Source organism: Butyrivibrio sp. XPD2002 (genome assembly GCF_000423945.1).
Classification (GTDB): domain Bacteria; phylum Bacillota; class Clostridia; order Lachnospirales; family Lachnospiraceae; genus Butyrivibrio.
Genome location: NZ_AUIY01000016.1, coordinates 75,014 through 99,499 on the forward strand (window position 1 = coordinate 75,014; position 24,486 = coordinate 99,499).

Sequence of the window (24,486 nt, forward strand, 5' to 3'; positions counted from 1 at the left end):
GTATCCACTCACGGAGGATTTTAATATTGTTACTGCAAAAATTGTTCTTATAGTTTCCTATAAAAAATTTTACTACGTTTATATATTGACATGAAAATCCCTAAACTATAAACTAGATACATCGCACGCTTTAACACTTAAAAGCGTTAATGACAAAAAGTATCTTTTATACATCATAGTGGCAGAAAAATGTATAAACATACATTTTTTAACCCAAAAAGGTACTACGGGAGAAGTATGGGGACAGTTGAATATGAAAAAGTAGAGGGCTTTGATGTTCCGGGAGCTCTCCAAGGGGAAAAGGTCGAACTTCCTTCTGATCTTGAAGGGGACAGTTCAGATTTAGTTACGGAACACATCTATATCATTTTTTCTAAAAATATCTCAATCGAAAACGGAATAAAGCTCATCGAGGACGAGGTGCTATCCGGGGAAAAGCTTGACGTCAGAAGACAGGATGAATCCGGTCACGCTATCGTTTGTGTGGTGAACTCTGCCCAGAGGAAGGCCATTGAGAACCTGGCCGACGTGGAGAGAGTGAAGGTACAGGAGGCTGCAAATCCAACCTCAGAAAAAAAAACTGACGAGGGAGAGGACGCTAAAGCTGTAGAAGCAACTGAAGCAGGCCGCTCAGAAGCAAATAGCACAGAAGCGGAAAGTGCAGAAGCAGAAAGCACAGAAGCTGAAGGTGCTACAGAAAAAGCTTCAGATGAAGCATCTACCGAAGAAGTCACGGATCAGGCAGAAGCTTCAAACACCGCAGAATCTGCAGAGACATCAGAAGAATCAGAGACATCAGAAGAGGCGGAGACATCTGAAGAATCAGAAGAATCTGAGGAATCTGAAACTGAGGCTTCAGTAGCTGTCACATCCGATGAGACGGGAGGAAAGAATAGCGGCTCCCATGCCTACGGAATTACGATTGCAGCAGTGATTGCTCTCGTGGCCGTTGCAATTGCAGTTTTTCTGCGCAAAAAATAAGCATTATTGTGCTAGTAACCATTTAAAGGTTTAGCTCAATATCCGGTTTTTTATAGATTATTGCTGACCTATAAATGTTTACCAATATAAAAAACGGAGGAATGTGTATGAAAAGAAAAGTTTGCCCCAAAAAGGCGCTGGCTGTGATTCTTGCCGCATCCTTGGCATTGTCACCAACTATCACAGTATCTGCAGCTTCTTTGGGAGACGGGGAAGTGACCCTGGATGGTGTAAGTTCAGGGGATGCCGGTGATGGGGAAGAAGCCGGTAAATCAGATGAGACCGTTAAAGATTCATCTGAAGAAGCTCCTACAGATGATGCTGCAGCTGACAAGAAGGATGAGGAAACAACCGAGAAGCCTTCAGACGAGGCAGAGGATGTAGAGGACGTAGAAGATGAAGACGCTCCTTTATTTGAGAAGGTAGATCCGGAAGAAGAGGGACTCGAGGATCCTGCTACAGCTATCGAGGGTGAAACACCTGATATTCCTGTGGAGGAGAAGGACCCCGAGGAGCAGACCCGTGTTATCATCGTTATGGAAGGCGACAGCGTACTTGACGCCGGTTACGATACAGAGGATCTTGCTGAGAATGATGCAGCCATGGACCTTTCCGACAGCATTGTTGCACAGCAGGAGGTACAGGTTGAGAAGATCTCCGACGAAGCTTTAGGCGGAGAGGATCTCGATGTAAATTACAATCTTTCAATTCTTACCAATGCAGTATCTGCAGATGTTGCATACAAAGATATTGAGAATATCGAAAAAGTTGACGGCGTTGAAGCTGTTTACGTAGCTCAGAAGTACGATCCGCAGGAGACTGCTGATCCCCAGACCATAACTTCTGGTGATATGGTTGGAAGCTACACCACATGGGCTACAGGCTACACAGGTGCCGGTACAAGAGTAGCCGTAATTGATACAGGTATCGATGTTGACCATCCTTCCTTTGATGGCGCAGCATTCGAGACACATCTTCAGGAAACAGCTGAGGAAGCAGGCAGAACAATAGAGGATTACGATCTTCTTGATGCAGGCGAGATCGAAGCAGTTCTTCCTAACCTTAACGCAACACAGAGAAGCGAAGGCGTTACAGCTGATCAGTTATATCAGAATGAAAAGATTCCTTTCGCTTTCAACTATGTAGATAAGAACCTCGACATCACACATGACAATGATGACGAGGGTGACCACGGAACCCACGTTTCAGGTATTGCAACAGCTAACTCATATATTCCTGATGCTGCATCTGAAACAGGTTACTCAAGACAGGAAAACGGAGTTGTAGGTATCGCTCCCGATGCACAGCTCATCACCATGAAGGTATTTGGTACAAACGGTGGTGCATACAGTGATGATTACATGGCAGCTATTGAGGATGCTATCCTCCTTAAGGCTGATGTCGTTAACTTAAGTCTTGGTTCATCAGCTGCAGGTTACTCTTCAGATTCTGAAGCTTATGTAAATGAGATTTTCAAGAAGCTTGAAGGAACAAGCACAGTTGTTTCAATCTCAGCTGGAAACGCAGGACGCTGGGCAGACAACTCTGCTTACGGTGTAAACCTTAGCGGTGACGTTAACCAGGATACAGTCGGATCACCCGGATCCTACTACAACGCATTTACTGTTGCCAGTGCCGTTAACAGCGGATTTACAGGCAACTACTTCATCACTCCTGATGGAAACAGCGTATTCTACACAGCTGGTAATGATACTCTTGCTCCCGAGTTCCAGACTCTTGATACATCAGCAGATCAGACCGGAACAGATTATCCTTTTGTATTCTTAAGGGCAAAGGGGGAGGCAGCAGATTACGAAGGTATTGATGTTAAGGACAAGATCGTATTTGTTCAGAGAGGTGCAATCACTTTTGGTGAGAAGCAGATGAATGCTGAGGCAGCAGGTGCCAAGGCTGTAGTTATCTACAACAACGCACCCGGAACTATCAGCATGACACTCCAGGGAAGCACAGCAGTTATCCCTGCAGTATCCATCACTCTTGCAGAGGGTGAAGCCATTGCACAGAGCGCTGAGCAGGTTTCCGAGACAGTATTTGAGGGTACTCTTAATGTTGTTGGTAAAGTTAAGACCAACTACGAAGCTCCCGACGGATACACAATGAGTGATTTCTCTTCATACGGTGTACCCGGATCACTTGATCTTAAGCCTGAGATCACAGCTCCCGGTGGAAACATCTATTCAACAAGAGACAAGGGCACATATGGAAACATGAGCGGTACATCAATGTCAGCTCCTTCCATCGCTGGTCAGAGTGCACTTGTTGAGCAGTACATCAGAGAGAACGGGCTTGCAGATAAAAACGATGTTTCAGTTCGTACTCTTGCACAGTCACTTATCATGAGCACAGCAGTTCCGCTTCATGAGGATAATGATGCAGCAGCACCTGAAATTTCACCCAGATCACAGGGTGCAGGTCTTGCAAATGTTTATGATGCAGTTACATCACCTTCTTACATCCTTGTTGGTGATAAGAATGGCAACGATGGTAAGGCTAAGGTTGTTCTTGGCGACGATCCTTCAAGAAGCGGTAACTACAGCTTCTCATTTGATGTTTACAACATGTCTGAGAACCCTCAGTACTATGTTCTTGACGCAAGCGTACTTACAGAGCAGCTTTATGAGGACGGCGGAATCACATATTTCGCAGGCTCATCACACAAGCTTAATCCTGAGGTTACACTTACAGCCGACGATACTACACTTGTTTACGACTTAAACGGCGACGGTAAGATCAACAGCAAGGATCGCAAGGTTCTTCTTCAGGTAGTAAATGGCTCCAAGGAGCTTTCACTTGTTTCAGAGCACGAGGATTACTTCGACCTTAACAAGGACGGCGTTGTAAATACAAAGGACGTATACCTCTTCGGACAGCAGATCAAGAAAAAGGTAGACGTTGCAGACTTTGACCTCAGAGTAATGCAGGTTAAGGATTCTACAAAGGTTAATGTAACAATCAACCTTTCAGACAGCGACAGAGAGTATCTCGCCGGATTTGAAAATGGTATGTATGTAGATGGTTACATCTATGTAAACGGTGTTGTATCACTTTCAGTTCCGTTCCTTGCATTCTATGGAAGCTGGATGGATTCCTCAATGTATGAGAACTTCGATTTCCTTAGAGCAGTTCACGATAAGGAATATGCTAAGAATGCAGCAACCTATGTAGGACTTTCAAAAACTAACTTCCTTACAGTATTCCCGATGGGAGATGAAGAGGAAGACTACTATATTCCTAACCTGTTCGCACAGGATGATGAGTACATCGCAGACAGAAATGCGATCAGCTCACTTAATGGAACAGTACTTGGTTCTCAGTATTACTCACTTATCAGAAATGCCAGCAGAGTAATCATGAGCATCACAGATAAGAACACAGGTGAAGAGTACTTCAAGCACGTTGAGTATGAGAACTATGCTTCATTTGTTTATAACGGGCAGTGGCAGAATTACATCCAGGCTCAGGAACTTAACTGGGCAGGAACAGATGCAAATGGTGAGCCCCTTGAGGATGGTACAGAGGTTAATGTCACAATCGAGGCAGTTCCCAGCTACTATGACAATGTAGAGGATCCTTCTACACTTGATGGTAAGGGACTTTACATGACAACACCTATCGCAATCGATAACACAGAGCCTGTTATCACTGATGCTGTTAAGAATCAGGATGGCGGCTATGACCTTACACTTTATGACAACAGATATTCAGCAGCAGTACTTCTTATCAGCAGCGATAAGAAATCACTCATCGGAAGATATGCTGTTAACCAGCAGAACAAGGATGAGGATGTAGTTGTTTCAGTAGAGGTACCGGATGATGTATTCTACGCAGAAGTATTCGACTATGCAGGCAATGCATCAGTTTACCGCTTCAACAACACAGGACATGCTGATACAAAGTACGTTACAGAGATAAGCGTTGATAAGGAAAGCCTTGAGCTTGAGGTTGGCGATTCCGCTAAGGTCAATGTTACTGTAGGACCTAAGTGGCTTGCTGAGGGCTACAACGCAGTTGAGTGGATGAGCTCTGATGAGGACGTTGTTCTTGTTAACCAGAACGGTGTTGTAAAGGCTATCTCAGAAGGTAAAGCAACAGTTATGGTAGCAACCCTTGCAACTAACAAGAAGGGTGAGCACCTTGTAGCTAAGATTGAAGTAACAGTTACAGATCCTACAACAGTTTCAGACGGTAATGCAGGTGATGAGCCCAGCGAGGATGCTGATTCAAACGACGATTACTCAGAGCCTCAGACACGCAAGGATGAAACCGCTGAGGAAAGTAGAGAGCCTGAGCAGGAGGAAGCTAAGGACGAAACCAAGGAAGAGTCCAAGGACGAAACCAAGGAAGAGTCCAAAGACGAGACCAAAGAAGAGAACAAGGAAGAGGCTCAGGATGAGGTGAAGGACGAAACCAAGGAAGAAGCCAGGGATGAGGCCGAGCCCAAAGCACAGGAGCCTACAGAAGAAAAGACAGACGATGACGCTTCTGACGATTCTAAAGAGGATGACTCTGCAGCAGGAAATAAAACAGATGACTCTGCAAAAGAGGATGAGTTAGGAGGAAACAACAATGACTAAGGTATTAAAAAGAGCAGCCGTTCTTTTGACTGCAATGCTTGTTCTTTTTGCAGTAATACCGGGAGCTAAGGTAAAGGCTCAGGATAACGGCGTATTACATACAACTGCTGTAGTAAGCGGAAAGGCTGACAGCCAGAAGGTTACATACACAGTTAAGCTTGATAAGACATCAGTTTCTGATGGTAGAGTTGCAGTTGTTTATGACGGCAGCGTTCTTACACTTAAAAAGGACACCGAGGGTATCCGCTTTTCAGAGTCAGATGTAAATAAGAATTTCACAAGCGACGACCAGAAGGGAATTGCTTATGCATTCGTTAATGATTCAGCTAAAAGCGTAAGCGGAACACTTATCTCCCTTACATTTGATGTAAAGAAGAACCTCGACGGTCAGGACACAGTAATTAAAACTGAAGTTTATGGAATCAACAGCGATGACACTCAGGTTGTTGAGGAAACAGTTCTTGAGGACACCGTAACAGTTGGAAGAGAAAAGTTAAAGAAGCCTCAGCTCAACTCAGTCAGCCAGACACTTCTTGGTGTCAACGTAAAGTGGACTAAGGACTCCGCTGCAGATGGCTACGTAATCCTCCGCAGCACTTCCAAGGACGGCAAGTACACCGAGATCGCTTCCGTAAATTCCGGTAACTACTGGGATATCACTGTAGGCAACAAGCAGACCTACTACTACAAGATTAAATCGTACCAGGGAAAAGGATCTGGCAGAGTTTACTCACAGGAATCCAACATACTATCAATCAAAGTAAAGAAATTCCTTGGAATTTTCGGATAACCGACTACCGCGCCACAGCACATGCTGTGGCGCAATTTTTTTTGTGTGGCCAAAACTTCACGCTGCCCAGAGGGGCCCACACCCATTTTGTGCAAAATTCTGCGCCGAAATTTAATACCCTCGCTGTGACATACGCACTATGCTGCAACATGTCTGAGCTTCTGAGCCTTTGAATTAACCTTAAGCTCATTTTACGAGTTCTTTCATGCTCGCTTGTTTTTTAAAGCTGGTGTCACTTTGCTTTATAAGCATGCCTTAGAAAAGAACTTGCAGGACGTAGTATACATAAATAAATGTCATGGTCACTGCTTGCCTGAAGGCAAGCTGGTCACAACAAAAAAATGCGTGCTCCCAAACTCTCGAAGAGAGCTTGGGGACACGCGTTTTATTTGTTGCAGGTGCGCTGGCGCACCGTGTGACCATGACAATGAAGTTTTTTGAACGTCCTGCTTCGGACATTTTCACGGCATGCGGCAAAGTGACTAACCAGCATAAGAAAAACAGACGCTCACATCCACTCGTAAAATGAGCATTAAGGTATAATTCCTGGCTCAGAAGTGAGTTTTGCAGCATAGAAGTGTTTATGTCACAGCGAGGGCATTAAATGCTTTGAGGCGTGATGCACAAAATGGGTGTGGGCCCCTTAGGGCAGTGTGAAGTTTTGGCCTGCGATTCGTAATAATTGCCCACCTGGGGATTATTTATGGCATGGTATGTATGGTTGTGCTATACTTGATAATGACATAAAGTTTTGTTTTAACTCGGGGGTATATTTTCCATGAGAATTAAAAAGAGATTGATAGCGGGATTATTTTCCGCTGCAGTAATAGCTATGGCTGCGCCTGCGATTAATGCAAGTGCTGCTGCACTTAAGTATTCAGGTATCTATACCAAGGAGATTGAGATAGAGAAGCCTGAGGAGAAGACGACACCGTCTTCGGCAGCTGCTTCTACGGGAGCAACAACAGAAGAGACTGAAGAGATACAGTCTGAGAACCTGCGTGTAATGACAGGTATGAAGTTCATCATCGGAGTTGACAGGTATGGTGAAGAGATTGACACCACCAAGAACAAGGCAAATTTCAAGTTCAGGACATCTAATAAGAAGATCGCTAAGGTGTCTGCAAAGGGTATAGTAACAACGGTTAAGGCCGGTAAGTGCGATATCACAGTTATCAACAGGAAGGATAATGTTAAGTATGTGATTCATCTTACGGTTGCCAAGACCGTTAAGGTAAAGAGCATCAAGCTAAGTGCTGCTAAGAAGAATTACAAGACAATAGGTAAGACCTTCACATTGTCATCAACGATTAAGCCTAAGAAGTACAGTGCAGAGCCTGTTCTTTGGGGCTCAACCAATACCGGTGTTGCTACAGTAAGTAACAGAGGTGTTGTTACAATCCAGGGTTATGGTGAATGCTCCATTTTCTGTAAGGCAGGTTCTACCAATAAGGTTGCCAAGTGTACCGTTAAGGTTAAGAATCCTAACGCGCCTAAGGATAATGGCGGTGGAACAACACAGACATCACTTACATACAGAACCGGTAAGCTTGTAGATATCTCAAGTCACAACACAGTTAATAACTGGCAGCAGCTTAAGAACAGCTGTGACGGTGTTATCATCCGTGTAGGCTACAGAGGTTATTCACAGGGTAGTCTCCAGGAGGATATCAAGTTCAGAAGTAATGTTTACAATTGCCAGCAGCATGGAATTCCTTTCTCAGTATACTTCTTTACTACAGCTGTAAATGCGGCAGAGGGTGCTGAAGAGGGTAACTGGATCGCAAACGAGCTTGCGGGAATGAACATCGCAATGCCTGTATTTATCGATACTGAGAGTAGCGGCAACGGCGGAAGATCTGATAACCTCAACAGGGAACAGAGAACAGCTGCAGTAAGAGCTGCATGTGCTCAGCTTAATGCAAGAGGAATTCAGTCAGGTGTATATGGATCAACCAACTGGCTGCAAAACAGAGTGGATATGAGTCAGCTTCCCTTCTCAGTATGGGTTGCAGATTACAGAGGATTCTGCGGATATGGCGGATCAAAATTTGCTTGGCAGTATACATCCAATGCGACAGGATATGGTGTAGCTAACCGCTGCGACGTATCAGAGTGGTATCAGTAATGAATAGCCTCAGGCAGGGTTCTGCTTGAGGCATTTATATAATAGAGAAAATCAGAGGAGTTTTTAAGAAATGTCAGACAGTAATTACAATAAATATATCGATAGTGTATTTAATGACTTTTTCGGACCGGGTTCAGGCGGAGACGGCAAGCCTCCGGTATTCGATGATCCGAAGAAGGAAAACGAGATCAAAAAGCAGGTTAATGAGGACTTTGAGAAGATAAAAGAAGGAAAAGACATTACCGGTCCCAAGATGGATAACAACATCAGCTTAGGTCAGGATAACGACACTCCTCAGATAGAGAATAAGGCAGACGAAAATGCAAACGCAGGTAAAGGCTATCACAGTGCAGATGAGGCATTAAATGAGGCTAAGGCACTTTTCAATAATATCAACAAGCCTACACCTCCAATGCCTACAGCTACAGCAAACTCAGCACCTGCACCCAAGCAGGAGGAAAAGCCTGGGGAGCCCGAGACAGATCCCATGGAGGATTTAAATGCTCTTATAGGGCTTACATCAATAAAACATGATGTCAAGGAGCTGACAGATTTTGCAAAGGTTCAGAAGCTCAGAAAAGATGAGGGGATGAAGTCTGTTCCCGTTTCACTTCACCTTGTATTTACAGGTAATCCCGGAACAGGTAAGACAACAGTTGCCCGCATCATTTCAAGAATCTACAAGCAGATAGGTGTCCTTTCTAAGGGACAGCTCGTTGAGGTTGACCGTTCAGGACTTGTTGCCGGCTACGTTGGTCAGACAGCTCTTAAGACCCAGGATAAGATCAACCAGGCTCTTGGCGGTGTTCTTTTCATAGATGAGGCTTACGCCCTTTCTCAGGAAAATGACGCCTTCGGTCAGGAGGCAATCGACACGATCCTCAAGGCAATGGAGGATCACAGAGATGACCTTGTTGTAATCGTTGCAGGCTACACAGATCCCATGGAAAAGTTCATTAACTCCAATCCCGGACTCAAGTCCCGCTTCAACAAGTACATCGAATTCCCGGATTATTCTGTGGATGAGCTTGAAGAAATCTTCAACATGAATCTTAAAAAATATGAATATGAATTAGACGAAGATGCAAAGAAACACGTCAGAGAACTCATTAGTCAGAGAAAGCTTGCTCGTCTTGAAAACTTCGCGAATGCAAGAGAAGTCAGAAACCTGTTTGAAGAGATAGTAACCAATCAGGCCAGAAGAATTGCTAAGATCGAAAATCCTACCCCAGAGGATATAAGACTTATAACCTCTGAGGATTTGATTGATAAGACTTTAAACTCCGAATCGGAAGACTCTTCTGTTGAGAAATCCGCCGACAGCGGTGATAGTAGGGCCGAGAAGGAAGACCATAAGGATGGTGCAGATCTCGACACGACCTCCGAGAAGGAAACCAATGAGTAAAACCGTGCCGTCGAATCCGATACGGACAAATTTGAAGGGCACTGATTTAAGAACGCGGTTGCTTATGATATTGGGGATTGCATCATAGGGTGCAACGCCCATGTCAGCATTCATGTAAAATGAAGCGGCAACTATAAAACAAAGAAGTGCCAAAATAAAGACGATAGCTCTGTAGGGCCATTCCTGAAAGATAAAATCAGGGATGGTCTTTTTCCATACCCATCTGCAAAAATCTGAAATATATCCGATTAAGACCATGTTTGCAATTGTGCCGGGACCTATCTGATGACGGTCAAGGAGAATTACAAATATGAAAAGGACTGAATTGAGTATAACCTGCCAGGTGCCAAACAGAATTCCAAGGCGTCCTGAAATAGTAAGGTTCATAAAGGAGCAGGGATCTGTTCCGAGACTTACCTCAATGAGGAAGGATAAGAAAAATCCCATGAGAACAACACCGAGTAACATGATGCCGAATTTTTTCTTGAAGTAGGGCTGTTTAAAATAGTCATTTATCTTACTTTTTAAATTCATAATAGTGCACTCCGATTTTAAAATTTTTTCTTGAAGACGCTGATAAAAAGAGAGCTTTTTCGCGCCAACCTTTCCTATTTTGATTGATTTTGTTAAGTTTGTAAAGTAATACTGTAGATAGTCTTAAAAAACAATAAAAATGCTCATTCCTTATTGTTTTCGTTGTAGAATAAGACTATATGGGAGGATGCTATGAAGATTTATTTATGTAGACCGGATGAGACATTAAGTCAGGCAATCGAGGAAGTTACTAAAAACGATCCTGACCAAAGAACATTCGAATGTGATGAACAAAGGGACAGGTGCTATATCGGGGATGAAGTGTTTAGCAGTGCACCTGTGATAATAAATAAGAGCAATCAATATTATGCATTAAGGGTAGTGCAATAGTTTCGTTTTCGAAGCTTTACTGTGAGGGGATTATGCTAAGAAATGAAGAGATTGATCAGTTAACAGGTCTGCCAAATCTGTATGCTTTCAGAAAAAATGCACAGAAGCTGATGGATGATCGGAATAAGAAGGAAAGAGAATTCGTCATCATCTATTTTGATGTGCAAAATTTCAAGAACTACAATGCAAGGTATGGCTTTGAGGCTGGAGACCGATTCCTGCAGAATATGGCCAAGCATATTGAGAAGATATTTCCGGAGCTTATGGTGTCGCGCTTTTCTGATGACCATTTTGTTGCGCTGGCATATTATAACAGTATCGAGGCCAGAATAGATGATCTTGGAAGGCGTATCCACAGCTATAATCCGGATGCGGGTATTGAGCTGCGTGCAGGTATCTACGAGATTGACTCGGAGGATACCGACATCAGTATAGCCTGTGACAGGGCGAGGATTGCCTGCAACAGTATTAAGAAAAATTATGACCATATCTTCAGATACTACGATAATGAGCTGGGGACTCAACTTGATCTTGCTCATTATATAATTCACAATATCAGCGAAGCTGTCCTTAAGGGATATATTCAGGTTTATTATCAGCCTGTTGTAAGGGTTATTACAGGCAGAGTCTGCGGCTTTGAAGCACTGGCCCGCTGGGTTGATCCGGTTCACGGATTCCTTATGCCCGGTGTTTTCATACCAATCCTGGAGGACGCACATCTTATCTACAAGCTTGATGCCTATGTGGTGAGGCAGGTGTGCGAGGACATCAGAGATTTCATGGATCAGGGATTAAAACCTCACCCTGTTTCAATCAACTTATCACGTACAGATTTTCATCAGAGAGATATGTACCACGTTGTTAATGATGCGGTTCATCAGTGCAATATTCCCAAGAGCCTCATTCATATTGAGGTTACTGAGAGTGCCCTGGATGACAGCCAGGATGTACTAAGGGGAACAATAGATAAATTCAGAAGGGGCGGATACCAGGTTTGGATGGACGATTTCGGAAGCGGATATTCATCCCTTAATCTGCTAAAGGATTATGAGTTTGACGTGCTCAAATTTGACATGAAGTTTCTTCAGAATTTTGGATCTAATCCCAGAGAGACAGCTATTTGGGAAAATGTTATCAACATGGCAGAGGAGATTGGAATTCAGACTCTTGCAGAGGGCGTTGAGACCTTAGAGGCATGGGATTTCCTTAAGCGCGTGGGATGTGAGAAGGCTCAGGGCTATTTCTTCGGAAGACCTATGACCAAACTGGAATGCATAGACTATCTGGATGAGGATAGGAATAAGTATAAGGGAACTCCGGCTCAGAGAGCTGAGGAGGCCGATGACGAGGCTTTGGGGCTTGGAAGAAGTGTTATCGAGCTTAAAAAGGATGCTCCGGAGGAAGAAGAGGAAGAGGATCGCACGGGCTTTGAGGATGACGAGCTTTTTATGTCGGAATCTCCTGTATACATGACTCTTGCTGCAAGGGGATTTGTATCGCTTCTTGAATATAATTCCTATTCCCAGTTCCAGAAGCACTCATTTTTCATTGTCGCTAATCTGAGTAAGGATAAGCTCCTTCGTGTTCACCTTAGCAGTAAGCGCAAGATTCTGGACAAGTCCTATCACAAGGCTGAGTCTTATCAGGCTATGATTGATGAGATAGTCACAAAGTCAGTCATTGCTGATGAGCAGAGCATAGCAAACGATTTTTTCAGTAAGGATAGACTTATTCTTGCTTACCACAGCGGAATAACCTTTGACGATTTTGAATTCCACAGGATAGTGGATATAAAAATGGCGCCCAGATGGACTCACACCATCTATCAGATAATGGAGGATAAGGGAGATATCATCGCATACTTCCTGTCATTCGATATCGATGAATACAAGAGATCCAAGGATCTTGTGAGACAGATGGCAGAGAGGGACTCTCTCACCGGTCTTTACAACAGACACACTGCGGTGCCGCTTATCAGAAACAGACTCTACAGGCATCAGAATGGCAAGTCTGCTCTTATCATGGCGGACATCGATGACTTTAAGGTAATAAATGACAAGTACGGATCCTTTGCGGGGGACGAAGTCTTACGGAGAATATCTGCAAGGCTCGATGATATTTTCGGAAGGGATGGAATAGTATGTCACATCGATCAGGATGAGTTCCTGATATTTGTGGAAAATATTGAGATCGGCAATCTTAAGAAGCGGGTTTCCGAGTTATGTGACAATACCTTTGAGGTGGCGTATCACAGAGACAGAATTCAGTTTACAGTATCTGCCGGATATGTAATACATCCTGACCAGGGCAGAGGATATCACGATCTTTACAGGAAAGCCGATACAGCGCTTTGCAAGGCAAAGACTGAAGGTAAAGGAATGGGACTAATGTACGAAGAGCAGTAAATATGAGGATGCTGCCATGAACCGTAAACGCGATAAACTGTTCTACATCAGATACTTGGTATTGATTGTAATGTTTGTGCTTACCACATGGATTACAATCATCAACAATTTGCATATTGATAGCGGGGATGATCTTAATCAATTACAGTTCGCATCTGTTTATCTTTTTAAGTTTTCACCCCTGATAGTTTTGACTGCCTTTGAGGGCGTCCTGCCTTCAATTCTTTCGTGCTTTATCCTTTTTGCGGTTAAAACCTCTGTCAACAAAGAACTTGCTTTTGTGACAGGAATCTATATTCTCGGGGCTGCTTCAACTCACTACTTTACTATGAGTGAGTTTTTCAAAAGGAAAAAAACCGCCCTGATAGCAATGCTGTTTTTTATGTTGTTTTATGGGAGTGTATGGGGCGGCTGCCTTGGAATCCTCGCAGGTAGAGGTTTCATGGAGTTTGCGCCCGGGCGCTCTTTTTTCTATTTCATAAATGAGCTGCCTGAGGCTTTTTTGGCAGTTGCTATTATTTATATTGTGTATGCCAAGTGCCCGAATAAGGCAAAGGCACTGTTTTTTAGCGGAGTTTATTACAGGGATGATGTGGATGAGCTCACAAGAAAAATGGCTGATTACAGAAAAAGTAAGCTCAGTCAGACTGTGTCCTTTATCATTTTCGTGCAGGCAATAGCACTTGGACTGGCAGCTGCGATATTTGCCAATACCCTTATTCCGAATATGAAAAACAGTCTTCAGGACGAGGTGAATATTGAGGTTGAGGTTATTAAAAAGAATACTGACTGGAGGAAGATTACCAACATAATCGCACTGGAGCAGCAGGTCAGTGAAATAGAGGCTGCACAATCCACTGGATATCTTCTTTTAGAGCTGAACAGCGATACACTTATTTTTGATACGAAGCTTATACTACTGATTCTGGTTGTTGTCATACCACTTAGTGTGCTGACCAATCAGTTTGCCCAGTACAGAATAGCCCGGCCAATAATGCGACTGGCGGATTCCATGCAGGCATTTTATGACATGGGAGCAAAGGGACTGGATGAGAACCTTCAAAAGCTCCGGGAGCTCGATATTCATACGGATGATGAGATCGAGTATATGTATTCGAATTTTGCAAAAACAGCAGAGAACATGGTGGGCTATATAAAGATGATACAGGCTCAGAAGTCACTTGCTGATGCACTTAGATTCCAGCAGTCCGCTAATGAGGCGAAGAACAATTTCCTCTCAAGTATGTCACATGAGATCAGGACCCCTATAAATGCCATGCTGGGCTTCAATGAGATGATTTTAAGAGAGAGTAAGGATCCCGAGATCATCAAGTACGCATCCAATGTTAACAGTTCAGGAAAAATGCTCCTTGGACTTGTTAATGATATTCTTGATTTTTCAAGGATTGAGGCAGGAAAAACCGAGATCATTCCGGTTGAGTATGATCTCAGCTCCATGATAAACGATCTGATAAATACAGCACACATGCGTATGAAGGGTAAGAACCTTGAGCTTAAGACCAATATCTCAACCGATATCCCCTGCATGCTCATGGGTGATGAGATTCGTATAAAGCAGTGTGCGATGAATGTCATAACCAATGCCATTAAGTACACTAACGAAGGAAGTGTCACCATAACCATCGACCATAAGGAGACTGATGATAAGGACATTATTCTTTTGCGTTTCAATATTAAGGATACCGGTATTGGAATCCGTAAGGAGGATATGGACAGACTCTTTGCACCCTTCGAGCGTATAGAGGAAGACAGGAACCGTACCGTTGAAGGCACGGGTCTTGGAATGAATATCGTCAAGCAGCTCCTGGCACTTATGGGTTCAAGACTTCTTGTCAGCAGTGAATATGGAAAGGGCAGCGAGTTTTCATTTTCTATAAAGCAAAAGGTTATAAGCAGGAATCCCATCGGTGATTTTGCATCAACCTATGAGGAGTCACTGCTTGGACAGGAGACATACCATGAATCCTTCCATGCTCCTGAGGCCAATGTGCTGGTAGTTGATGATACTGTTGCTAACCTTACTGTAATACAGGGACTTTTGAAGGCAACACAGGTTAAGGTTGATACCGCAGAGAGCGGACTTGAAGCACTGGAAAAGGTATGTGCTAACAAGTACAACATCATTTTCCTGGATCACAGAATGCCTAAGATGGATGGAGTTGAGACACTTCACGCCATGAAGGAAATGGATGAGAACCTTAACAAGGACGTGCCCGTATATGCTCTCACCGCCAATGTTATAAGCGGCGCAAGAGAGATGTATTTGAAGGAAGGCTTTGCAGGTTATCTTCCAAAGCCTATAGATTCTGCAAAGCTTGAGGATGCCATTTTAAAGGTGCTTCCTGATGACATAGTACTTCGACCCGGAGATGATGGCTTTGATTCCGTGATTGAAACCGACGGAATCGGAGCAGAGGATCTCGAGGCCATTGGAATAATGTCCAATCTCACGGGAATAGATCCTGATGAAGGTGCAAAGAACTGCGGAGGTCCTGCTGCACTTAAAAATGTAGCAACCAATTTTGCTCTTTCAATAGAGTCAAACGCCCAGTCCATTGAGGATGCCTGGAAGGCCGGAGATTATGAGAACTATACCACCTACGTTCATGGACTTAAGAGCTCTGCCAGAGTTATAGGAGCATCGGAACTATCCAATCTTGCAGCCTTTCTTGAGAAGTGCGGACTTAACAGTGACGTGGACGAAATTGAAAGACGCACGCCCGAGCTGCTAGAGAATTACAGGCAATATATGGAATATCTTGCACCTCTTATTGAGGAGGCATCCGGTGATTCCGAGGAGGATATGAACAAGCCTCTCATCGAACCGGAGGAACTTAAAGGCGCGCTTACGAGTCTTAGGGAATTTGTCGAAGGCTCCTATTTTGACAGTGCTGATGATGTGGTATCAATGATGGATGATTATCGTATGCCGGATGATTTCAAGGGTACCTATAAGGAGATTAAGAAACTTCTGGCAGCAGTTGACAGGGATGGATTGTTAGACATTTTGAAGTAAAGGGGCAGACTATGGAAAAACGGGTTTTACTTATAGGATCACAAAGAAGCTTCATGGTCAGTGCAATAGCAAGGGGACTTGAGAATGCAGGATATGAGGTTGTTAAGTGTGAATTCACAAGTAAAGACATCATGGAGGTTGAGGATAAACCCGAGCTGTACGTTGTGTATCTGGGGGATATCGACAGGAGCGACCCGCTTAAAAACGGAATCGATCCTCTTGGATATCTGAATGAAGCAATCGATACGGATCATTTCTTCTTATATGAAGTGGGCAATACCGATGAGCTCGAATACGCATCAAAGGTTATCTCAAAGATAAAGGTTACCGAGAGCTTCCTTCGTCCTCTCGATGTGAATCAGCTTGCGGAGCAGCTGGACATGGTTGTTAAGAGCAACGCCATGGGAGAGGAGCAGAAAAAGAAGATACTGGTTGTGGATGATGACGGAACGATGCTCAGGATGATCAAGACATGGCTCTCTGTGAAGTACAGAGTTTATATGGCAAGTTCAGGAAAAATAGCCATGAACTTTTTACAGACTAATTCCGTTGACCTGGTGCTTCTTGATTATATGATGCCGCAGATGGATGGACCGCAGGTTCTTGTGGAAATAAGGAAGGACGATAAATTAAAGGATCTTCCTGTTATGTTCCTCACATCAAAGAGCGATAAGGAAAGCGTTGTTTCCGTGGCTGCACTAAGACCTGCCAAATATCTGCTTAAAACCATGCCAAAGGCAAAGCTTATAAATAGTATTGATGTATTTTTTGACGAGAAAAAATGATGTAATTTTTCCGAAAATCAAGTATACTATCGTGGAGTGTAAAAAGAACAATCATACAAGGAGAATCCCATGATAAAACAACTGATTGACGGAATCAAAAAGACAGAGGCACCTATTGTTGTAGGTCTTGATCCCAAGACCGATTTCATTCCGAAAAGGATCCTTGATAAAGCCTTTTCAGAATATGGGCAGACAGCTGATGCTGTAGCGGCGAGCTTTTTCGAATTCAACAAGGAAATAGTTGATAACATCTGTGACCTTGTTCCTGCAGTTAAGCCCCAGGTTGCGATGTACGAGCAGTACGGCCTTCCGGGACTTGTGGCATATAAAAATACTATTGATTATTGTCATAAGAAGGGACTCCTTGTCATAGCGGATGTTAAGAGGGGAGACATAGGATCAACATCAGAATCCTATGCACTTGCACACCTTGGTGCATCTAAGGTCGGAGATACTATGGTGAGGGGCTTTGATGCAGACTTCGCAACAGTTAATCCTTACCTTGGATCAGATGGAGTTAATCCCTTCATAAATGTATGTAATGAATTTGACAAGGGAATATTCGTACTTGTTAAGACTTCAAACCCCAGCAGTGGTGAGCTTCAGGATAAGATAGCTGATGGCAAGCCTCTCTACGAGACAGTCGGTGAGCTTGTAGAAAAATGGGGACAGGATTCCATGGACGGAACCTACAGTAACGTCGGCGCTGTTGTAGGCGCTACCTATCCAGAGATGGGTAAGGTACTTCGTGATATCATGCCGCACGCATTTATCCTGGTACCGGGTTACGGAGCACAGGGCGGTAAGGGATCTGACCTGGTTCACTTCTTCGACAAGGATGGACTTGGTGCGATAGTTAATTCCTCAAGAGGAATAATCGCAGCATGGAAGAATGAAAAGTATGGAGATCCTTCAAAGGAACTTCTTGGAGAGGCAGCAAGAGCAGCCGTTCTCGACATGAAGGAAGATATCAGAAGCGCATTAAACTAAGGAGATTATATAAAGATGGAAAGATATAAGGAAGAGTTTATTGAATTTATGGTAGACAGTAACGTTCTGAAGTTCGGAGAGTTCACTCTTAAGAGCGGACGCAAATCTCCCTTTTTCATGAATGCCGGTGCATACGTTACAGGAGCTCAGCTCAAGAAGCTCGGCGAGTACTACGCAAGAGCAATTCACGATACCTTCGGACTTGAGTTTGATGTTTTATTCGGACCTGCTTACAAGGGAATTCCGCTTACAGTAGCTACAACAATCGCTATCAGCGAGCTTTACGGAAGAGAGATCCGCTACTGCTCCAACAGAAAAGAGATCAAGGATCACGGCGATAAGGGTATCCTTCTTGGAACAAAGCTCAGAGATGGCGACAGAGTCATGATCATCGAGGATGTTACAACATCAGGTAAGTCAATCGAGGAGACAGTTCCGATCATCAGAGAGCAGGCTGACGCAGATATCGTTGGGATGATGGTTTCTCTTAACAGACAGGAGAAGGGACTTGAGACAGACATGAGCGCACTTGACGAGATCCGTGAGAGATATGGATTTGAGGCAGGCGCTATCGTAACAATGCAGGAGGTTGTCGAGCATCTTTACGGCAAGTCCTTTGATGGCGATGTTATTATCGACAAGAACATCAAAAAGGCCATCGACGAGTATTACAAGGAGTATGGAGCAGTTTCTGCTAAGTAATTTATATGGAGGAGAGAAGAAAGAGGAGAAAACTGAATATCAAGCTTCCTGTTCGCGGACATGGCAGATATGTGTTTACGGACAAGAAGCATCCTGAAAAAGGAGTTCTTTCCGCGGCTCTCGGTCTAATTTCCGTAGTGACCATCTGCCTGGCCGTTTTTAAAAGCTATGAAAACGGAGGGCAGGCGGAACCCCGGTATGGCGTGGCAGTCATGTTCTGCTTACTGTACTCCATAGCCGGGCTGGTTCTGGGAATAATGTCCAGAATGGAAAAAGATATATTCAGGCTGTTTCCAAATTTGGGGATAATACTCAATGTGCTTTCGCTCATATGGGTAGGGTTGCTATTGTACTTTTCTGTATTATGAGGTGCAGCTATGGATAGAGGCAGGCGACATGAGGAAATGCGAAAAAGCATTCAGATAGTAATACTTGTGTGTTACACGCTGTATTCGCTTGGACTTATTGTGGTCTCAATAGCAGAAAAATGGGAGTTTTGGGCGATTCCGATTATTGCAATCGGCGCCATTACTTCCTGGAGTCTCTATGTATCCGGACAGTTCGTCTTCAGGTTCCGGGTCTTCGTTTATGCGGGCTTTATCTCGCTCGCGGTGTTCTTTTATGGATCCCATATCGAACAATTTTATAATTCGGCGCTGATTTTTGTATTGGCGATGATGCTTTTCTCTCTTACTGAGGAAAAGCCTGTTCTTCGTATATTTTTAATGGCATATCTGATGCTTCTTGGCTATCACCTGATACTGATCCTGACCAAGGTTGAATCAGCTGATCAGCTTAATGCAGGAATAGTACTCTTAGACTGCATGGCAATTGCTCTGGCTAACAGAGTTGCCGGATATATCTGTGAGATGTTTGCTGTGTCCAAGAGCATGGCTGATGAGCTGGAAGAAGAGATGAGTGAGATGAAGCAGAAATCCGAGGACTTCATGGCTAATATCTCTCACGAACTGCGTACCCCCATAAACGTAGTTACAGGTCTATCAGGACTTCTCTTAAATAATGAGAAGGAGGAAAAGAAGAAGGCTGACCTTTCAGCAATCCAGGATGCTGGTCGCAGACTTTTCAGCAGAATAGAGGATATCCTTGACTACACTGAAATCGATACGGAATCTCTGGTGCTGTCGGAGGATGAGTATCGTATCTCATCTCTTGTAAATGATGTTGCGACAGAGTTCAGATTGCAGAGGGAAGGCACGCCTGAAATAGTAATAGATATGGATGCCAACATCCCTGCCCGAATGGTGGGCGATGCAGCAAGAATAAAGAGAATCATAAGACATCTCATAGTTAATGCCATCAAATTTACTGACGAAAATGGCTGCGTTAATCTTCGTGTATTTGCCCGTAAGAAGGAATACGGTGCAAATCTTTGCATTGAGGTTACCGATACCGGAATAGGTATGACTGATGAGGAGAGAAAGAGGGTTATCGAAGGCCTTTATCAGATCGATTCCGGAAGAAGCAGAAGAACTGAGGGAATAGGACTTGGGCTGTCCATCGTAAATGGCTTTGTTAAGAAGATGGGCGGCTTTGTAAGAATAGAGAGTGAAGTTAAGAAGGGAACTAAGGTTACAGTAACAGTACCTCAGCAGGTAGTTGATGAGAAGCCCAGCGTAGTGGTTGATCATCCTGAAAAGCTTGAGATCGCATGCTACTTAAGAAATGACAAGTACAAGAGCCCTGCTGTCAGAGAGTACTACAATATCATGATAATGCATATTCTTAAGGGACTCTCTGTGCCGATCCACAGGGTTGTTGAGTTTGATGAGCTTAAGAGACTCTGTGCCAAGAGTCAGATCACGCATGTTATCACAGCTGAGGAGGAGTACCTCGATAACAGGGATTACTATGAAAATATCAAGTCGGATGTTTCTGTAATTGTGACAGTTACTCCTGAATTTAAGATTGCAGATAACAGCAATGTAACCTACATCAGGAAGCCTATTTTCAGCCATTCTATTGTTAATGCCGTTAACAGGAAAATGGCTGTATGGGAGTTCGATCCCGAGACCAGTGGCAAGAAGCTTGTATTTAAGAACGTTAATTCCCTTATCGTAGATGATGAGGAGATGAACCTTATCGTAGCAAAGGGTATCCTCGCCGGCTATGGTATGGAGGCTGACCTTGCCCGCAGCGGAATGGAAGCTGTGGCTATGTGTGAGAAAAAGAAATATGACGTCATTTTCATGGATCATATGATGCCAGAGGTTGACGGTGTTGAGGCTATGAAGCTCATAAGACAGAATGCGGGACAGGATGACCATACTTCCATAATAGCCTTTACTGCCAATGCAGTCAGCGGTGTCAGGGAGATGTTCGTAAAAGAGGGCTTTGATGAATTCCTTGCTAAGCCCATAGAGCTGTCAGAGCTTGAGAGAGTTCTGAAAAAACTGCTGCCCTCAACCATGTGGGAGTATGTTGCAGTTAAGGAAGAAAAGGAAGAGGAGCCGACTTTGCCGGGCTTTAGTGGCAATGTCGGTACGGTTATGAACTATGGGCTCCTCAATTTTCAGAATGGCGTGAAGATATGCCGTGGCAGTAACGAATTCTATATGGAGATGCTGTTTGAGTTTGACAGGGAGGCAGACTCTATCGTAGAGGAGCTGCAAAAACTATATGAGGCAAAGGACTGGGAGAATTACAGGATCAAGCTTGAAGGACTCAAGCTTTCAACCAGGATAATTGGCGCTAATGACCTTTCCAGAAAAGCAGGCGAGATAGAGAGAGCTGCTGAGGAAAAATGGGAAGCGTTTGTTGTAGCTAATCACGATGACTTAAAACGTCAGATTGATGCCGTAAGAGCTGATATTATGCGGATTTACGGAGGTAGTGCGTCATGATCTTAAAGCGCTTGTTCAAGGCAGCATACGACAGAAATAAAACCCTACAGGAAAAGATGTTTTCAGTCATACCTGTCATAGGGCTTCTTTCCATGTTCCTGCTTATCTTCATAGGGGTGATCGTTAAGGATGATATCATCAACATCATGGTCATAGCCTTTTTCCTTGTGTTCTTCACCGTTGTGGTAATGATCACGATCAAAAAGAGGAAAACCCAGCTTGGAGCCACGATCATAGCGTCGATACTTGTGCTCATCATTCTGCCTACCGCTTTTATTCTTGGTGGCGGCATCTATGGTGGTTCGCCTATCTGGTTTGTGTTCGGATTTACCTTTATAGGAATGACTGTCGAGGGCGTAAGAAAGTATATCCTTCTTATAATCGGTGCATGCACAACAGCTGTTTCTTATTATATTGCTTATAAATTCCCACATCTTGTTACACCTCACACCAATGAAGCAGCTCATTTTGATTCACTTACCAGCGTTATCCTGGTCAGCGGCCTGATGACTGTAATGATCCTTTTTCAAAATCAGATATATAAATCAGAGAACAAGCTGATCGAGCAGCAGAAGAAGGAAATTGAGGAACTCGGCCAGGCGAAGAGTAAGTTCTTCTCAAGCGTAAGCCATGAAATCAGAACACCTATAGATTCCATCCTCGGCTTCAACGAGATGATATTAAGGAATGCCACTACGGATGAGATAGCTGAGTATGCCAGCAATATTAAGAGCTCCAGTAAGATGCTGCTATCACTTATGAACGATGTTCTTGATATGAGTAAGCTTGAATCCGGCAAGATGGAGATCGTACCTACAGAATACGATATTGCACTTTTACTTTCGGAGACAGTTAATCTCATCTGGGGAGAGGCATCACGAAAAGGACTGGCCTTTTATGTCGATATAGATAAAACAATTCCCAAGAAACTTCTTGGTGATGATGTGAGAATCGAGCAGATTCTTATGAACATAATCGGCAATGCCATTAAGTTTACAAACGAAGGCAGCGTAAAGCTTACGGTTAAGTGGAAGCCCCTAAGCAATAAGCAGATAACTCTTTCTTTCCAGGTAGAAGATACAGGTATGGGAATTAAGAGAGACAGTATGCCTTATCTTTTCGATGAGTTTAAGAGGGTTAATGTAGAGCAGACCAAGGGAATAAGCGGAACAGGTCTTGGACTTGCCATCGTTAAGCAGCTGACGGATGCCATGGGCGGCGAGATTCAGGTGAACAGTATCTACACCAAGGGTTCAACCTTCACTGTTTCTATTCCTCAGGAGGTTGTTAATGAGGAGCCTGTCGGAGAGCTTGCTCTTGAGACTCTTAAAAAGCGTGAGGCTACGCAGTTCTACAGACAGAGCTTTGAGGCGCCTTCCTGCAGAGTGCTTATTGTTGACGACAACGTTATGAACAGAATAGTTACCGCCAAGCTCCTTAAGGATACCAAGATGGTTATCGATCAGGCAGAGAGCGGAATAGAGTGTCTGTCACGATGCGCGGATGTTGAATATGACTGTATTTTCATGGACTATGAGATGCCGGAGATGGATGGTATCGAGTGTCTCAGACAGCTTCGTACCCAGGTGGGAGGCATGTGCAGAGAGACTCCTGTTATCGTTATTACAGCGTACTCTTCATCTGAAGATCAGGCGAAGTACAGGGTTGCCGGCTTTGATGGATTCCTGCTTAAGCCTATATCCGGTGAGATGCTTGAAAATACACTGCTGAGAGTCCTTCCTGCGGATAAGGTTCGCAGGATATCACCTATGTATATCGATCCTGAGAGCGACAAGCTCATGTCAGAGAAGGAGAGACTTCCTATCCTGATAACTACTGAGAGTGCCTGCGACATTCCAAAGGAGATGATAGAGAAGCTGAGGATTCCTACTATTCCTCTGTATATCAAGACCAAGTACGGTCTGTTCCTTGATGGTGTTGAGGTAGAGACCGAGGGTATCCTGAAGTACATGAGCGAAGGCGGTGCGGACAATCTGAATGCGGATATTCCGTCCGTGCAGGAGTATGAGGACTTCTTTGCTGCGCACCTGTCAGATGCCGAGAACATCATTCACATCAGTATGTCCGGAAAGGCAGGAGGTGCGTTCCATGTTGCTAAGGAGGCAGCAGCCTCTTTTGATAAGGTAACCGTAATTGATTCCGAGAGCTTATCAAGCGGCATAGGAATACTTGTGCTTCAGGCCATAAGGCTGTGTCAGGAGGGTAAAAACGTTCAGGAGTGCATAGCTGAGCTCAACAGGATAAAGAAGCGTATCCATACCAGCTTCCTCATCGATACTCTTGATTATCTTATCCGCATGGGAAGAATCAAGAGAAGGACCGGTGGCTTTAGCCGCGTATTCATGTTAAAGCCCGCAATCCTCTTCAGGGATGGACGAGGAACCCTTGGAAGGATGATGGTCGGTACGGTTTCAAAGTGCAGGAAGAATTATGTTGAGGATCAGCTCACAAGATTTGCACCGATCGACAGGAAGCTTCTTTTCATAACACACACAGACCTATCCATTAATGAGATAGAAGAAATCAAGCGCTGGGTCAGCAACATAATGGTATTCGACGAGATCATCGTCCAGAAGGAATCAGCCTCCATGGCCGCCATCCACGGAAGCGGTGCATTCGGACTTCTGTACATGCTCCAGGACACCGAAGCGAATAGGTAGGTGGAAAACTTTCCACACTGCCTTGAGGGAACCATACCCATTTTGCAGTGTGGAAAGTTTTTGTGAATATTAATAGAAAAAATGGGACAAATCGCCGTAGATTGGGCGATTTGTCCTTTATTTTTTTGAGTAAAATTTCGTTAGATAAAAATTTTGAAGTTTTATCAAAAATTGGTTATCTCAGGTTGATAATCACATTAGT

The 24,486-nt window shown here is 44.0% G+C and carries 14 protein-coding genes and 1 pseudogene; 14 read left to right on the forward strand and 1 reads right to left on the reverse strand.

Going from position 1 to position 24,486, the window contains the following annotated elements; translation table 11 throughout:
- The first annotated feature begins 237 nt into the window (after positions 1–237).
- The 5 genes and pseudogenes from G587_RS24385 to G587_RS26855 form a co-directional block, all read left to right on the forward strand.
- Positions 238–981: a hypothetical protein gene (locus G587_RS24385; RefSeq protein WP_026491972.1), complete on the forward strand. Its 744-nt coding sequence runs from the start codon at positions 238–240 to the stop codon at positions 979–981.
- Between the two features lie 107 nt (positions 982–1,088).
- Positions 1,089–5,576, forward strand: a complete 4,488-nt coding sequence (locus G587_RS26545; RefSeq protein ID WP_081679388.1) for a S8 family serine peptidase — start codon at positions 1,089–1,091, stop codon at positions 5,574–5,576.
- Entirely contained in the window at positions 5,569–6,366 is a 798-nt protein-coding gene (locus tag G587_RS0109110; RefSeq protein WP_026491973.1) for a hypothetical protein, read from the forward strand. The genes G587_RS26545 and G587_RS0109110 overlap by 8 nt, the downstream gene beginning before the upstream one ends.
- A gap of 778 nt (positions 6,367–7,144) precedes the next feature.
- Complete coding sequence (locus tag G587_RS24390; protein ID WP_026491974.1) at positions 7,145–8,494, forward strand: GH25 family lysozyme; 1,350 nt, start codon at positions 7,145–7,147, stop codon at positions 8,492–8,494.
- A 589-nt stretch (positions 8,495–9,083) separates the two neighbouring features.
- Positions 9,084–9,746 (forward strand): annotated as a pseudogene (locus G587_RS26855) (AAA family ATPase); the annotation flags it as partial.
- Positions 9,747–9,770: 24 nt separating this feature from the next.
- On the opposite strand, the gene G587_RS26860 reads toward G587_RS26855, so the two are convergent.
- Complete coding sequence (locus G587_RS26860) at positions 9,771–10,433, reverse strand: YczE/YyaS/YitT family protein (RefSeq protein ID WP_442852395.1); 663 nt, start codon at positions 10,431–10,433, stop codon at positions 9,771–9,773.
- 192 nt (positions 10,434–10,625) lie between these two features.
- Here G587_RS26860 and G587_RS0109130 point away from each other — a divergent pair, with 192 nt between their 5' ends.
- The 9 genes from G587_RS0109130 (at position 10,626) to G587_RS0109170 (ending at position 24,284) form a co-directional block, all read left to right on the forward strand.
- Entirely contained in the window at positions 10,626–10,823 is a 198-nt protein-coding gene (locus G587_RS0109130; protein ID WP_026491976.1) for a hypothetical protein, read from the forward strand.
- Positions 10,824–10,855: 32 nt separating this feature from the next.
- The gene (locus tag G587_RS24395) at positions 10,856–13,228 is read left to right on the forward strand and encodes an EAL domain-containing protein (RefSeq protein WP_051200928.1); all 2,373 of its coding nucleotides are present in this window, start codon (positions 10,856–10,858) and stop codon (positions 13,226–13,228) included.
- A gap of 16 nt (positions 13,229–13,244) precedes the next feature.
- Positions 13,245–16,265, forward strand: coding sequence for an ATP-binding protein (locus G587_RS24400; RefSeq protein ID WP_051200929.1), 3,021 nt, complete (start codon positions 13,245–13,247; stop codon positions 16,263–16,265).
- Positions 16,266–16,276: 11 nt separating this feature from the next.
- Positions 16,277–17,050: a response regulator gene (locus G587_RS0109145; RefSeq protein WP_026491977.1), complete on the forward strand. Its 774-nt coding sequence runs from the start codon at positions 16,277–16,279 to the stop codon at positions 17,048–17,050.
- Between the two features lie 69 nt (positions 17,051–17,119).
- A complete protein-coding gene (gene pyrF, locus G587_RS0109150; RefSeq protein ID WP_026491978.1) occupies positions 17,120–18,040 on the forward strand; it encodes an orotidine-5'-phosphate decarboxylase in 921 nt (306 codons plus the stop codon).
- A 15-nt stretch (positions 18,041–18,055) separates the two neighbouring features.
- Positions 18,056–18,742, forward strand: a complete 687-nt coding sequence (gene pyrE / locus G587_RS0109155; RefSeq protein WP_026491979.1) for an orotate phosphoribosyltransferase — start codon at positions 18,056–18,058, stop codon at positions 18,740–18,742.
- Between the two features lie 5 nt (positions 18,743–18,747).
- Complete coding sequence (locus tag G587_RS0109160) at positions 18,748–19,110, forward strand: DUF6142 family protein (RefSeq protein ID WP_051200930.1); 363 nt, start codon at positions 18,748–18,750, stop codon at positions 19,108–19,110.
- Positions 19,111–19,119: 9 nt separating this feature from the next.
- A complete protein-coding gene (locus tag G587_RS0109165) occupies positions 19,120–21,603 on the forward strand; it encodes a hybrid sensor histidine kinase/response regulator (RefSeq protein WP_026491981.1) in 2,484 nt (827 codons plus the stop codon).
- On the forward strand, positions 21,600–24,284 hold the full coding sequence (locus G587_RS0109170; RefSeq protein WP_051200931.1) for a DegV family protein: 2,685 nt from the start codon (positions 21,600–21,602) through the stop codon (positions 24,282–24,284). Before G587_RS0109165 ends, G587_RS0109170 begins: the two co-directional genes overlap by 4 nt.
- Positions 24,285–24,486 lie beyond the last annotated feature (202 nt).